At 41.7% G+C, this 14,816-nt stretch carries 15 protein-coding genes; 1 reads left to right on the top strand and 14 read right to left on the bottom strand.

Annotation, left to right across the window (positions count from 1 at the left end):
• Window positions 1-10: 10 nt before the first annotated feature.
• From PQ469_RS00950 to PQ469_RS00885, 14 genes are all read right to left on the bottom strand, one after another.
• Window positions 11-484: a chemotaxis protein CheW gene (locus tag PQ469_RS00950; protein ID WP_090640859.1), complete on the bottom strand. Its 474-nt coding sequence runs from the start codon at window positions 482-484 to the stop codon at window positions 11-13.
• On the bottom strand, window positions 475-2,478 hold the full coding sequence (locus PQ469_RS00945) for a chemotaxis protein CheA (RefSeq protein ID WP_274211310.1): 2,004 nt from the start codon (window positions 2,476-2,478) through the stop codon (window positions 475-477). The genes PQ469_RS00950 and PQ469_RS00945 overlap by 10 nt, the downstream gene beginning before the upstream one ends.
• Window positions 2,478-2,852, bottom strand: coding sequence for a response regulator (locus PQ469_RS00940; RefSeq protein ID WP_274211309.1), 375 nt, complete (start codon window positions 2,850-2,852; stop codon window positions 2,478-2,480). The genes PQ469_RS00945 and PQ469_RS00940 overlap by 1 nt, the downstream gene beginning before the upstream one ends.
• Window positions 2,852-3,163 carry an STAS domain-containing protein gene (locus PQ469_RS00935; protein WP_274211308.1) on the bottom strand — a complete coding sequence of 104 codons (312 nt, stop codon included), beginning with the start codon at window positions 3,161-3,163 and terminating at the stop codon, window positions 2,852-2,854. The genes PQ469_RS00940 and PQ469_RS00935 overlap by 1 nt, the downstream gene beginning before the upstream one ends.
• A gap of 442 nt (window positions 3,164-3,605) precedes the next feature.
• Window positions 3,606-4,187, bottom strand: a complete 582-nt coding sequence (locus PQ469_RS00930; protein ID WP_337993750.1) for a YdeI/OmpD-associated family protein — start codon at window positions 4,185-4,187, stop codon at window positions 3,606-3,608.
• Window positions 4,188-4,220: 33 nt separating this feature from the next.
• A complete protein-coding gene (locus PQ469_RS00925; RefSeq protein ID WP_274211307.1) occupies window positions 4,221-4,778 on the bottom strand; it encodes a DUF4256 domain-containing protein in 558 nt (185 codons plus the stop codon).
• An 11-nt stretch (window positions 4,779-4,789) separates the two neighbouring features.
• A complete protein-coding gene (locus tag PQ469_RS00920; protein ID WP_274211306.1) occupies window positions 4,790-5,182 on the bottom strand; it encodes a DoxX family protein in 393 nt (130 codons plus the stop codon).
• Between the two features lie 8 nt (window positions 5,183-5,190).
• Window positions 5,191-5,658, bottom strand: coding sequence for an SRPBCC family protein (locus tag PQ469_RS00915; RefSeq protein ID WP_090640842.1), 468 nt, complete (start codon window positions 5,656-5,658; stop codon window positions 5,191-5,193).
• Window positions 5,659-5,663: 5 nt separating this feature from the next.
• Window positions 5,664-5,987 carry an ArsR/SmtB family transcription factor gene (locus tag PQ469_RS00910; RefSeq protein WP_274211305.1) on the bottom strand — a complete coding sequence of 108 codons (324 nt, stop codon included), beginning with the start codon at window positions 5,985-5,987 and terminating at the stop codon, window positions 5,664-5,666.
• Between the two features lie 335 nt (window positions 5,988-6,322).
• Window positions 6,323-6,652 carry a bacillithiol system redox-active protein YtxJ gene (gene ytxJ, locus PQ469_RS00905; protein ID WP_274211304.1) on the bottom strand — a complete coding sequence of 110 codons (330 nt, stop codon included), beginning with the start codon at window positions 6,650-6,652 and terminating at the stop codon, window positions 6,323-6,325.
• 364 nt (window positions 6,653-7,016) lie between these two features.
• The gene (ribH, locus tag PQ469_RS00900; RefSeq protein ID WP_274211303.1) at window positions 7,017-7,511 is read right to left on the bottom strand and encodes a 6,7-dimethyl-8-ribityllumazine synthase; all 495 of its coding nucleotides are present in this window, start codon (window positions 7,509-7,511) and stop codon (window positions 7,017-7,019) included.
• Between the two features lie 275 nt (window positions 7,512-7,786).
• Entirely contained in the window at window positions 7,787-8,464 is a 678-nt protein-coding gene (locus tag PQ469_RS00895; RefSeq protein WP_090640830.1) for a tetratricopeptide repeat protein, read from the bottom strand.
• Window positions 8,465-8,877: 413 nt separating this feature from the next.
• Window positions 8,878-9,582 carry a Crp/Fnr family transcriptional regulator gene (locus PQ469_RS00890; protein WP_274211302.1) on the bottom strand — a complete coding sequence of 235 codons (705 nt, stop codon included), beginning with the start codon at window positions 9,580-9,582 and terminating at the stop codon, window positions 8,878-8,880.
• 741 nt (window positions 9,583-10,323) lie between these two features.
• On the bottom strand, window positions 10,324-12,519 hold the full coding sequence (locus PQ469_RS00885) for a glycoside hydrolase family 43 protein (RefSeq protein ID WP_274211301.1): 2,196 nt from the start codon (window positions 12,517-12,519) through the stop codon (window positions 10,324-10,326).
• A gap of 381 nt (window positions 12,520-12,900) precedes the next feature.
• On the opposite strand from PQ469_RS00885, the gene PQ469_RS00880 reads away from it, so the two are divergent.
• Window positions 12,901-14,631 carry a sulfatase family protein gene (locus PQ469_RS00880; protein ID WP_274211300.1) on the top strand — a complete coding sequence of 577 codons (1,731 nt, stop codon included), beginning with the start codon at window positions 12,901-12,903 and terminating at the stop codon, window positions 14,629-14,631.
• The last annotated feature ends 185 nt before the right edge of the window (window positions 14,632-14,816 follow it).

The following is a 14,816-nucleotide window of genomic DNA, read 5'->3' as shown; positions in this document are numbered from 1 at the left end:
CGTTTTAATATTAACTTTCAGTAATGGCATACACATCGTCGGCCGAGAAAACTTTATCGATATTTAATATCATCACAAAATTATCCTCTACCTTTCCAATGCCGGTTATAAAATCTTCGCGGTACATAGCGCCCATACTTGCCGAAACCTGTATGTCCTCATCAGGAATATCGATTACCTTTTGTACCGAATCGACAATGGCGCCTACCAGTAATGGTTCTTTTCCGCTATCGATATTCAATACCACAATGCAGGTATCAATAGTAAATTCGGCGTCGGGCATGGCAAACTTGTTGCGGGCATCCATTACGGGCAAAATGTTGCCCCGTAAATTAATTACCCCTTTCATAAATGCCGGCGATTTGGGCACTTTAGTAATAGGGCTCATTTCTAAAATTTCTAATACATCGCCCACGTTGATAGCAAAAAGCTCGTTTTGAAGCTTAAACGTTAAGTAAGATTGTGTTTGCAGTTTTATTGACATATTGCAAGGCGTTTTTGGTGTAAGTATTCTTCAACAACTTTATTGGTATCTAATACAAGAGCAATTTTGCCATCCCCCAATATGGTTGCCCCCGAAATGTGGTCCATGTTCTGGAAATATCTCCCAAGCGGCTTTAAAACGGCCTGAAATTTCCCAACGATATTATCGACAATTAAGGCTACCCTTTTTTCATCGTAGTATACCAATATGATTTCCTGCGAACCCGACAGGTTTTCTTTGCCATCAAATTCTTCGCTTAAGCTGATGAAAGGGATTTGTTCGCCATCAAGTATGATGAGGTTGTTGAAGCGGTTTAGTTGCTGCACGGCAGGCGCTTCAAAACAACGATCGACGGCCGCCAGCGGAATAACAAATGAAACATCGTTAATTTTTACCAGCAGGCCATCAATAATAGATACCGTGATTGGTAATTTTATAGTAATGGTTGTGCCGGTATTTGGCTGAGAAGTTATTTTAATCTGCCCCCTGATATCTTCAATCCTGCGTTTTACAACATCCATACCCACACCCCGGCCCGAAATTTCACTTACCTGTTCTGCAGTTGAAAAACCGGGGAGGAAAATAAGGTTGAAAATTTCTTTTTCGCTCAGTACTTCATCTTTGCCAATAATTCCTTTTTGTATGGCCTTATCCCTTATTTTTTGCGGATCGATGCCTTTTCCATCATCCTGAATTTCGATGTAAACATTAACCCCGGCGCAAAAGGCTTTAAATAAAATTTGGCCGTGCCTTTTTTTTCCGGCCTTAACCCTGTCATCCGGGTACTCAATGCCATGGTCGATACTGTTTCTGAGCAGGTGCATGATTGGGTCGGCCAGGCCCTCCATAATGTTTTTATCCAGTTCGGTATCGGTACCTTCGGTAACAAAGTCTATTTCTTTATTCAGTTCGTTGGCCAGGTCCCTAACCAGGCGGTTAAACGGGTTGAGCATATTTTTAATAGGCACAAGGCACATACTAAATGCGTTGTCCCGAAGCCTGGTTGATATTTTCTCGAGGTTTTCGGTAACTGCCAATAACTCCGATTGCGGGTTTTGGTCGGTAAGTGTGCCAAGCTTGGCCTGTAAGGTCATTAACTCGCTTACAAGGCTCATGAGGCTGTCTAATCTTTCGGATGGCACCCTGATGCTCGATATCACGTTTTTTTTGACTGGTTCTGCAGCTGCCGTTTTTGAAACCTGCGGCACAACATCTTTAGCTTCTTCGGGATAGCCGGCGCTCTCATTTTGCTGCAGCATGGCCTCTTCGGGCTGGGGCATTAAATTAATTTCGAGCTTGCACCGGCCTTCAACAAAAACAAACACCTCCCTGATGGTATCGATATCAACGCCGGTAGCAAGGTAAATATCCCAGGAGGTGTAACAATATGTTGGCTCGATATCCTGCAACGAAGGGATGTCGTCGATATTTGGAATAACTGTACAGTTACCAAGTGTTTGCAATTCCTCTAACAGGTAAACAGGATTAGTGCCATTGTAAAATATCTCTTTATCGGGCGCAAAAATGATGTGATAATTTTTTAACCCGTTATTTTCATATGCTGCTGTTTGGGCAACCGGGCCAAGCGGGTTGCTTTCTATGTTTACTCCGGCCAAAATATCCTTCAAAATTTTCACTACCCTTGCAGTAAGGCTATCGTGTGTTTTTTGATGCTGAATATCCAATTCGCCCTGGTTTTTTGCCAGGTAAGTTAAGTGGTCAAGCGAATCGAGGGTAACATCAATAATTTCTTTGGTGATTTTTTTCTGCCCGCTACGTACGTGCTCGTATATTGATTCAAGGTGGTGAGTAAATTCTGTAATTACCTTAAAGCCAAACATCGAGCTATTGCCCTTTAAGGTATGCATGGCCCTAAAAACCTGCTGTATCAGCGCAGGATCGTCCGGACTGGTTTCCATTAAAAGCAGGCTCTTTTCCATGTCGGCTATCACCTCCATGGCATCGTCGCTAAAGTTTTGTTGGTATTGGTCCATTATCCTATCATTTTTTTAACCGTGGAAACCAATTTTTCTTTGATAGCATCTTTGTTCAATAACACAGTTGCGCCAGAAGTTTTGATGTAATCGCGAATACTGATGGTACTATCCGAAACAAATAGCACAACAGGTAAAAAGCGGTAATACTGCATGTTTCTTATCTCGTTAATCAGTTGCAGGCCATCTTTATTGGGCATGTTAAGATCGGTAATCACCAGGTCGATATTTTTTTTATCAAATTGAGTTAAAGCATCTTCGCCATCGCAACCGGTTAAAACCTGGTAGCCTGCTTTTTTAAGCATGGAGCTTATCAACCTTATCACCATTTCAGAGTCATCAACCAATAACACTGTTTTGCTTGCACCGTTCATTAAACAGATATGAATTTATTAAACCCCGAATTATTTAACACTTCGCTGATGTATGCCGTTGGCTCAAAAATATAGTCAACTTTTTTGCCCTGGTCTGATGCACTTCGCGATAAGGCCATGAGCAGTTGTAAAGCTGTGAGGTCTATTTTTTCGATATTTTTAAAATGCAACTCAACGTGGCCATGATTGGTAAGGAGCAACAAAAGCTCATTTTTTATTTCGGCAGCATCCCTGATCTCCAGGCTGCCGCTAATCAGTACCTGTATACCGGTGTTGCTTATTAAAGTATTTTCGAAAGAAACATTTTCCATGTATAAGCCAATTAATTAGCGTGTTTATTTAACTTATTGGTCTTTAACGCATAATGAGCAGTCAAGGTTATGTTTTGAGCAAAACAGGTTTTAGTTTCAAAATAACAGGTATAAACCCGTTAAAAAATTTGGCCGCGAAGTGATATTGGCCAGTTCAGAATATTTTAAAATTGCAATGGCGACGGGTACGATAGCAAGTAAGCCAGGCAAAAAAAACTGCCCATGTGCGGGCCTTAAATGGTATGCCTAAAACAAATTGGGTAGTATATAATGGTTATAGTCTCGTTTCAGGCGGTTGATTATAGCTGCCCGTAAAAAGGTGCATTTAACGCATGGCACCTGGTAAGTATATAGAATTTAATTTCCCAATCCCATTTTTAAAACTTCAAAGGCCAGCATGATGCAGTGATGACCTTTAAAGATTGGTTATCTGTTATCAAGATTAATCATTTAAGCCTTTTCCGTTAAGAATTTGCGGTATGCATTTTTCAACCCTTTCCTGCCGGGTTTTGGCTTGTTTGGGGGCCGAAAAATGCAGCATGTATGCCCTTTGCCGTCCGGGGGTTAATGCATCAAATGCCATTTTAAGGGTGGGCATCGCATCTAATTTATGTTGAAACTCTTCAGAAATTGTAAATTCTGCAGTTTTTTTAAACTCTACTTTCAAACCTGCTTTTTCTACTTCAATAGCTTCATAAATATAGGTTTTCAGGATGGAGGCTACTTCAACTATCTCCGTTAAGTTGGTAAAGCGCACCTGCCGCGCCGCCTGCACATTTTCTGTTTGTTGTATTAAAATACCATTGGCATCATTTAACAACGCGCCTTTAAAAAACAAAACCGCGCAATACTCTTTAAATACATGTATTAAAACAACGTTACTTTTATGAAAAGTGTAGCAAGGAACGCCCCACTTCAATTCTTCGGTAAGGCCACAGTCAAGAACAATCATTCTCAGCCGTTCCAGTTCCTGTTGCCACTTTTGGGCTTTGTTAAAATAAAAATCAACCTTAGGATTTATCATATTCTCGGGTTTAAATTTATCGCTTGCACAAATTTACACTTTTAGCCAGCCACGGAAACCCCTGGCAGCATAATAGGATTCGGCCCCGTTGTGATAAAGAAATACGGTATCATAACGGCGATCGCAAAAAACAGCCCCGCCAAGTTTCCTGATACCGGCAGGTGTTTTTACCCAGCTCGATGTTTTCAAATCAAACTTCCCAAGCTTTTGCAATTCCCGGTATTGCTCTTCTGTTAAAAGCTCAATACCCATGGCAGCCGCCATGTCAACGGCGTTATTTTCCGGTTTAAATTCTTTTCTTGCCTCATGCGCTTCACGGTCATAACAAAGGCTTCTGCGACCTTTGGGGCTTTCGGCCGAGCAATCGAAAAAAATGTACTCGTTTGTGCTTTTATCATAAGCAACAATATCCGGTTCGCCGCCGGTTTTTTCCATTTCGTTAAGCGACCATAATTTTTTTGTATCCGCTTCCAGCTTTGCTTGTACATTAATCCATTCAACACTGCTATGGCGGTTCTTGTTTTTCTCAAAGCGGGCTTCCAATACTTTGAGTAGATCTTCGCGATGTTCTGGCGACAAATTTAGATTCATGCTATTCGTTTTTATTGGTTAACTGAATTGATCTTTCTATCGGCAGGCCTGAAATACCACGACACTACGGTCAGGATTAACAATAATAATGACGGAAATATCTCAATAGCCGGATGGCCTGACGCAATATGCGAAAATGCCGCCCCCGATGTCACAAAGAAAAATCCGGCGTAAGCCCATTCTTTCAGCAAAGTAAATTTAGGTATCAGCACCGCTATAACCCCTAAAAATTTCCAAACACCTATTATGGTTAAAAAATAGACGGGGTAACCCAGGTGTATTATACTATCAACCCCGCCCTGCCCCTCTTTCATTTTAAGCAATTGTACTGCCGCGGTTGATACCATACCTAATGCAAGCCAGATAGTGGCAACCCAATAAATGATTTTATTTTTTTTTGTCATGATGTGTATTATTTTAATTTGCTTACTATATCCTGCAACCGGTTATGCGCCATATTAAGGCCCTGGGCAAAGGGCAGCTTCAGCAATTGGTTCCTGTCTTCAACTGATTTATATACAATGCGGATGCTGATCTTACTGGTAGCATCGGTAAGCCGCTCAAATTCCAAAAACTCAAGCTGAACAGGAAAAGGCGTGTTTTCCATTTCAAATGTGCGGGTAATTTTTTGCTCCGGAACAAACTCGTGGATAACCCCATTGGCCCTAAACACTACGTTCCCTTTGGCATCAGATGTTTCGAATTGCCAGCTGCCGTGCTTTTTGCCTTCGAGCTTCAAAACCTTGGTCCCCATCCATTGCTCAACAATTTCGGGCTCTACATGAGCTTTAAACAGTAATTCTAACGGCAAATCAAATTCCCTGGTAATCACCAGGTACTGTTGACCTTCCCCGGCATCTATTTTTGTTTTCAGTTCCATATATGCTATTTTTTTGATTGATAGTTTTTCATGATATCTTCCAGTTTGTTAAACCGGTCATCCCACATCTTGCGGAATGGCTCAATAAAGTCGGCTACTTCTTTCATGTTCTTTGCATTAATGTAATAGTATATTTCCCGGCCGTTTTGCTTTTGCTCAAGTAATTCGCACTCGGTAAGTATTTGCAGGTGTTTTGAAACTGTTGGCCTCGCAGTGTCAAAGTTTGATGCTATTGCGCCTGCCGTCATAGATTGTGAGGCAACCAACAGCAATATAGCCCTTCTTGTTGGATCGGCTATGGCTTGAAACACGTCTCGTCTTAAATTCATTGCGTAGCTATTTGACTACAAATATAAATGTAGCTATTTAACTACGCAATTTTTTTCAGAATTTTTTTTCGAATATTTTCACACGTCTATTGAACTTTCTATACGTCAATAGCTGGCAGGACTTCCGGCGGATATCAATACTGAAAATATTGCTCACCGGATTGTGCGCTTTTTAATAAAACTTGATGCAGATACTATCAGGGAGAGGTAAGCACGGCTTCCTAAAACAATTACAGCCCCAATTTCATAAGAAAACGGGCCTTCTGCCGTCGGTAAAAACGTATTGTATCGCCGGCACTATAGGCTGGCAGGCTGCTGGCTGCCTGCCAGGGACATTAATTTAAAACACTTAGCGCTTCTTCTACAGAAATGGCGCCATGCGATTGATCAAGCACGCACTCGCCGTCTTTGATCAGTAACAATTGCGGCGACTCGTGGTGAACATGAAAAAGCTGGGCTACCTGGGCCGATAACTCGCGGTAGCTAATCAGGTCTAAAAAGTAAAGGGGCATATCTTCGGGAAGGTCTTCCCAATCCAGCTCAAAACGGCGCTTGGCCATCATACTGATAGAGCAGCGGGTGCTATGTTTAAAAATCAGGCTGTAACCATTACGGTTCTTTATCTCGTGCAGCTGGTCGGCCGACGTAAGCAATATCCAGTTCATTTTTTTTAGTATTTAGTATCAAGATAGCTGCAATGATGTATGCAATTTCTGCTAAAAGGTATAAGATGTTTTTATAAATATTACATGGGCATACATTGCCTGACTGTAATATTTTATTTTTGTCTTAACTCTTTATTCTAACCTCTTGACTCTGTCACAAACGTAATTATAACACAAAATCTGCCGATAGTGGTCGGCAGATTACAAAAATGACATTTTCCTGTTAGCGGCCACTCTTAGGGTATGAACCATAAGCAGGGCATAATTTGTTAGAGCATGACGATATGCTACCAGCCGCAAGCGCTATAATAGCTATGTAAATAAATTTTTTCATTGTGTTTTGTGCTTAACAGTATAACGTAAATCAACCCTTCAATGTTTCGGCCAGCGCTGCCATTTTTATAGCGGTAATTGCGGCTTCGTCGCCTTTATTGCCATGCTTTCCGCCCGCGCGGTCAATAGCCTGCTGCTGATTATCAGTAGTTAATACCCCAAATATAACAGGTTTTGCATATTTTATGGCAACATTGCTTACACCATTTGCAACCGCATTGCAAATAAAATCAAAGTGGCGGGTTTCGCCCTGTATTACGCAACCCAAACAAATTACGGCATCAAGCTTTCCGGTTTTTAGCAGCAGGTCGGCGCCGGATGTAAGCTCAAAACTGCCGGGTACCGTATAACTCATAATATTATCGGCTAAAGCCCCATTGGCAACCAGGCTATTGTAAGCGCCCTGGTATAGCGCGTTGGTAATTTCGGCGTTCCACTCGGCCACCACAATGCCAAAACGGTACGGCGTCGCAGATGGTATGGTAGTATGCGAAAAATCTGAAAGGTTTTTTAATTGCGATGCCATTGTTTATTGTCGTTATTTTTTTAACCTGTCATCCTGATGAGGCACGAAGGATCTATCAGCTGTGCCTGACCGATAGAAAAGTTCGCCACTAGATCCTTCGTACCTCAGGATGACAGTCGTTTATTTTTGATTGTCATTCCCCTTCAGAGTTTCGGAAATTTTACCACTCAGCATGACAGGTGGTTATAAACCAAATGTTCGATTCCTGATTTGCCAAAGGTAATATTACCAATCTGCAAATCCGAAATCGAACATCTGAATTCCGAAATCCGAAATTATAGCTTCGCGTCTACACGAGCAATGTACTCGTCAATATTTTGTGCTTCGGCGCTTTCAGGATATTCTGTTTTAATCCTGTTGTAAGCCTCGCTTGCCGATTTATTGTCTTTGGTTTCTTCGTAAACCAAACCTAATTTTTTAAGGTAAAGCGGCGATAAAAATTTATTTTTTGCCTTATCAACAGCTTTGTTAAAATAGGTTGCGGCATTGCTGTAATCTTTCAGTTCAACATAAGCATCACCTGCACTTCCAAAAGCTTCGGCAGCAACCATACTGTCATCGCCGCGGTAATTGGTCAGGTTTTCTATCGCTTTATGGTATTCGCCTTTGTTAAGGTAAGCGGTGCCCAGGTAAAAATAAGCCAGGTTTGCAGCTTTGGTATTGCTGTAATCGCTTATTATTTTTTTGAAGCCCGGGTAGCTGGCATCGCCGTTGATGGCTTTGTCCCAGTCTTTTTTAGCCCAAAAATCCTGCGCAACATACATTTGATTGGCAGCCTTGGTTTCCAGCGGACCTAAGTACACTTTAAGGTATAAAAAGTAAATTACAATAAGGGCCACTACAGCACCGCCTATAAAAAGTAAGCTTTTTTGATTCTCGCGTACGAAGTTGCCACTCTGGCCGAAAGTAGTATCCGGTGTTGCAACTTTGGTATTCGCCTGGGTTTTTGACATTGTTATAACAAAATTAAGTTTGCAAAGTTACGGTTTTCAAAATTTCTGGCAATAGCTTAGTGTTAATTATTTAAGGGCAAGTTTATTGGGCCGGATTAGGTGAGTAGTTGATTGCCGCGAACAGCAATCAACCACTCACCATATAAGAATATTTTAGCCCGATTAACCATTCACCCAACAAAGGTGTTTTCCTGTTCATAGAACTATTGTGTACACATTTTTTAACTAAACGAAAATGTCGATAGCGCACGCGGTAGGATTGTGTGGCGCGAAAGAGAAGCTATATCCTGAGCGTAGCGAAAAATCTTGTACGCCCTGGATTCCAAGCGGTTAATCGTGATGCAGGGCGTCTAATTTCTCCTCGCCCCCGCCATTCAAATCACGTCTGATTCGTTCGTGACAAATGGATAATACTATCTGTAATTGGCCCGTTTTACCAGGCCTTTAATATCCGTAACCACAATCTTTCGGCCCTCCCTGATTAATAAGCTTTCATCTTTGAATTCTTTGAGCAGTCGGGTTACATTTTCTTCGGCAATGCCGGTTATATCGGCCAGGTCGGCCCTTGAAATCGTCAGGGCCACGTTTGGATTAACAGTGTCCTCTTTGTATTTTTCGCGAAGCACAATTAACGCTATCGCGAGCCGCTCTGCTGCGTTCCTTTTGGCAAACACCAAAACAGTATTTGCCAAAACCATAACCTCATGACTTAAAGCACCCAGCAACTGCTGTGCAAAGGGAGGGCAGTTTTTTATGGTAAACATAAAGTCTTCGATAGGAATAAAATATATCCGGCTGGCTTCCAATGCTGCTGCCGAGTCGGAATAACGATCCCTCGAAAGTACGGCGTGATAACCCACCAATTCTCCATTACCGGCAACATATATGGTCTGCTTTTTTCCGGCGTGGTCAACTTTATATTTCTTTACCTTACCATTAACCATCAGGAAAACCCCGGCCGGCAAAGTATTTTCCCTGAAAATTATTTCTCCTTTTTTATAGATATGACAAGTGCTATTTATAAGCAAACGGTTATAGTCATCAACTGTCAACAACTTTAAAGCAGAGGCCGTAATAAAGTTCCATTTCTCGATCGGAAAAATCCTGTTTAGGCTCATGTGCAAAATTACAGAAACAGCGTATTATATACATATGATATAAGTATGATAAAAACGTGATAAGTATCACGTTTGCGGGTGATTATTTTCTTTCACTTAGATTAAATAACACATTAAATTTGATTCGAAAAGCAATGTTTGTCTTAACAGGCAATTTAATTTAATCATCTATTAATAAAACAATGTCAATCATTATCCTCATAAGTTTAACTGATTACCTAACTGTTGGAGGAATATGGCAAAATATTGGCTTCTATGCCATATTATTAGTATTAGCATGGATATTAACCAACCAGTTTGCTTTGTTAAAGAGACGCAATAGCGAGAGACAAAAACCCCGGTAAGATGATTGGCAATAAACACAAATAAGGTAATTGTGTGCGCACTTTAGTGCATACCTGCGTTGCGGCCTTATGATTATCGCTTAAATAATGGGAAGACCGACACGACTCAAGCCTTCCCACCCCTAATTAATCTCGTTTAGCTAAATATCAGAACATTTAACTGATTATTATTGCACCATTTGCAAGTTGTATTAAAAGTGTACAATAGTGTATAATAAATGTGTAGTGCCTTATACTAATTTAAAATTTGTACAGCCTTATCATTAACAATTGATAAAATACAAATCCCGGATAACGGGTGATGGATAGTTTTTAGCCAAAAGTGTTAAGTCTTGAATCCAGCCAAAAAAGAATAAATTTAGCTTCTGACTCTGGACTTAACACTATTAACGCAACCCTATTTGCTTATAACAACAGGGCTTATCCCTTTATGCGTAGGTACCACTTCCTTTATACTACCATCATTATTAAACTCCAGCTTATCTATACAAACCTCGCGGTTGTAGCCGGCGGCATCGCCCATGGTAATGCCTTTGGGGTAATTAAAGCGGTGGTATACAATATACCATTCGTCGCGGCCGGGAATCTGTATAACCGAATTATGCCCGGTTCCGTAAATGCCTTCTTTAGCATTTTTGGCAACTACCACATTGTTTGCCGGTACCGTTATTGGCCCAACGGGCGAATTGGATGTACCATAATGCACGGTGTAATCGGGGCTGCGCGTATCGTTTTGCGACCACATAAAATAATAGATGCCTTTACGGTAAGCTACATAAGTACCTTCGTTATAATGCTTGTCGGGTGTTAATATCTTTGTGGTACCGGCTTTTAGCGATACCATATCGTCATTTAACTCGGCGCAGGCCATATAACCGTTGCCCCAGTATAAATAGCTCTTGCCTGTTTGCGGGTCGGTAAAAACATCAGCATCTATTTGCTGGCCGCCTTTTACACCCGCAGGCAAACTATCAAGCAGCGGTTTCCCCGAATCAACAAAAGGACCAGCCGGATCATTGGCCACAGCTACGCCAATTTTTTGGGCGGCAGCAAAGTAGTAGAAATATTTATAGCTGCCGTTTATCTTTTTTTCGATAATGCAGGGCGCCCAGGCATTCTTTTTTGCCCAGCTTACATCTTTGGGTAAATCAAGTATCACACCTTCATCCTTCCAGTTAACCAGGTTGGCCGATGAAAAGGCTTTAAAATAATTGCCGCTCCAGCCGTCAAAACCATCGCTGGTAGGGTACAAATAAAACCTGCCCGTTTTTTCGGCATACAATATCTCGGGATCGGCATAGTAGCCTTCAATTGCCGGGTTGTGATTTTCCTGTACTTGTACATTATAGGTTTCAGGCTTTTTCCCTTTGATGGTCACTGTATATTTTACCGGGCCTTTGGTAAAGTTTTGTGCCGCGGTTGGTGTCACAGTAATACCGGGCAACGCATTGAACGCCGGATTAAATGCCTTTAAACCCGTGCCAGGCAGTACCGGCAACGTGAGAGTGTGAGTGGCAGAATCTAACACAATGTTAATCTTTTTTACCTGGCCCGACCGGGGCGACAGCATTACATCATCTGTGCTTCCCCATTTGGCGGTTAGGCGGGCAGCCTCTTGCGCAGTAACCGGCATAACAGTACCGTGACGCGGATGAAAATTCATGGTTACCTCGTTATCAATAGCAGTAAAATGTTCCAGGTCGGTAGTGCGGGTAAACTGGTATTTACCTTCGGTATATCTGTCATACATTAGTATATAGGCATCACTATTGTTCAGTTTAAAAGTACCGGCGCCTTCTACCGGCGATTTGGTTTGCTGAACATATTTATCTATCAACACATAACCTTCGGTCAGCTTATCCGATACGGCAATTTTGATTCCAGATCCCGAACCTTCTGTTTTAAAAAACAAGTGATATTTGCCGTCTTTATAAACAATATCCCCATCAATACAGGCACCGTTGTCGGGTTTAAAAAATAGTTGTTTAGGTGCGGTTTCCAGGCCCGAAAAATCTTTGTTGGCATAGGCATAATAAATTTTGTCGGGCTCGTTACCAAAACGCATCGACCAATATATCATGTACTTGTGCAGCTTGGGGTCGTAAATAGTTTGGGGGGCCCACACCCGGTTCACACCTTCAAACTCCTTAAATACCTGCGGCACAACAACCGTATGCGATGTCCAGTTGATTAAATTGGTAGATTGCATCAGTACCATAGCCGTGTCCGGCCCCCAGCCGTACTTTTCGGTATTCATGTCGGTAGCCACCATGTAAAACGTTTTCCCGTCGGCCCCTCTCAGGATGTGCGGATCGCGTACGCCTCCTGTTGTACTTATAGCCGCCGAACTTAAAACCGGCAGGTTATTATTAAGAGCGCGGTAGTGGTAACCATCATTACTTAAGGCAAACCGGATAGCTTCGCCTTTTTTGCTGCCGGTAAAATAGGTAAACAAATACGCCGAATACGCATTTGCTTTAGTGGCCTTTTTAGCGGGCTTGTTACCGGCCGACTGAGCAACAACGCCTGACGCATGTGCAAATATTGTTGAAAATACAATTAAAAAAAGCCGCGTGCATTTCAGGATGTTCATACGTAATAAGTCTTTTCTTTAAAAATATACAGGTTATAATGGTGTTTGATATCAAACCGGGGCAATTTTATACGCCCGGCGAATCCGATGCCAATATTAATTTAAAAGTGTCAAAAACACAATTATTTTGGAAATTTTATTTTTTTTACAGGGACTGGTGCCTAAATATACTTCTCACTACCTGTTTAAATTTAATTTTCAAATATTCACAGTTTGCCCAAAGTTTATTAATATTTGTTATCGCTTTCGGCATACCTGGTTTTAATAAAAACAACCGAATATTACATGCTAATTAACTAAACATACCCGTATATTTAGTTGCACAGCGGCTATAGATCATTGAATGTAACAAAATTTGATAATAACCTAAATTGTTGACCTATGAAATTTCAGAAGTTTTTGGAGCGGTATTTTTTGGCCAAGTTTTGCCTGGCAACAATGTTTACTGTAGCCCTTACAAGCGTTTTGGTACAGGCGCAAGTTAGGCAGAACAAAAAAAATGCTGCCAAAAAACCCAACATAGTTTTTATTATGAGCGATGACCACTCCTACCAGGCCATCAGCGCATACGGCGGGATGCTTTCCAAATTGGCACCCACCCCTAATATTGATAAAATTGCAAACGGAGGCATCATTTACAAAAAAGCCTTCGTAGAAAACTCGCTTTGCACTCCCAGCAGGGCCTGCCTTATGACAGGCTTGTACAGCCACCAAAATGGCCAGCGCCAGCTTGCCGAGGGCATCGACTCATCGAAAGTATTCTTTAGCGAGTTGCTTCAACAGGCTGGATATCAAACGGCCATTGTTGGCAAATGGCATATGTCTACAAGCCCTAAGGGATTTAATTACTACCACATACTTGACGATCAGGGCAAATACTATAACCCCACTTTTAAAGGCCCCGAAACCGGGTATAAATTTGTACAGGAACAGGGCTATGCTACAGACCTTATTACCGAACATGCCCTTGATTTTTTAGAAAAACGGGATAAGGGCAAACCCTTTTGCTTAATGATACACCATAAAGCCCCCCACCGCAATTGGATGCCCCCCGGCAAATACCTTGATTTGTACAACGATGTGAATTTTCCTGTCCCCGAAACTTTTTTCGATGATTACCAATCGCGGTGCGACGCCGCCAAGACTCAAAAAATGTCAATAAGCAATGATATGGAACTGGTTCAGGATTTGAAAGTGGAAGAGCTGAAAGATCAATTGGTAAGCCCATATGATAAACTTTCTTATACGTTTTTAATGAGCGAACTTGGCCGTTTAACACCAGAGCAGCGTGCCGCGTGGGATAAGCATTATAAGTTGAGAAACCAGCAGTTCATAAACGCTAAACTGACCGGGAAGGCGCTTGCATTATGGAAATACCAGGAGTTTTTAAAGGATTACCTGCGCTGTATTAAATCGGTAGATGACGGTGTAGGCGCAATTTTGAAATACCTGAAGGATAATAACCTGGAAAACAATACTATGGTTGTTTATACATCAGACCAGGGGTTTTATATAGGCGAGCACAACTGGTTTGACAAGCGGTTTATGTACGAGGAATCATTCCGGACGCCCCTGTTGATCAGATATCCAAAGGCTATAAAACCAGGAACGCAAAGCGAAGCCCTGGTACAAAATATTGATTATGCACCAACATTTTTATCGCTCGCGGGCATTAAAAAGCCAGAACAAATGAGTGGCACTTCGCTCGATCCAACATTTAAGGGGCCTAAGCCTGCGGGATGGCGCAGTGACTTATATTATCACTACTATGATTACCCGGCATTTCACCTTGTGCGCAAGCACGATGGTATACGTACCGAACGCTATAAACTGATTCATTTTTATGGCAAGGGCGGCATGCGTGGCGCAACCACCAAATACCAAACAACTCCCGGCTACAGGGAATATACTGTTCTTAAGCTGCTCAACAATGCGGGCTACGTAACTAATGATGCGGATATTGACTGTAATGAGCTTTACGATTTAAAAACCGACCCGCAGGAACTTCATAACCTTTTTGGCAAACCCGGGTATGAAAAACTTACCGCCGATTTGCAAAAACGGCTTGATGGATACCGGAAGAACCTGAAAGTACCTACCGACGAATTTTGATTACCAACATCATGTTGAATAATGATGTACCGGTATTTATTTAACCCGGTATATCATCATTCAATAGCGGCATATGAAAAGCACTTTTGCAACGGCCTACAAGACCAATTTTTCGTTAAAAGACTAAAGAAATCCTGTATTCTACTCATTATTGGCATAAATTACAACTTGCGGTTTTACCAATC

The sequence above is a fragment of the Mucilaginibacter sp. KACC 22773 genome, assembly GCF_028736215.1.
Lineage (GTDB): Bacteria > Bacteroidota > Bacteroidia > Sphingobacteriales > Sphingobacteriaceae > Mucilaginibacter.
The sequence above is the reverse complement of the archived record's forward strand: the minus strand, read 5'-3'. Positions and strand labels throughout refer to the sequence as shown.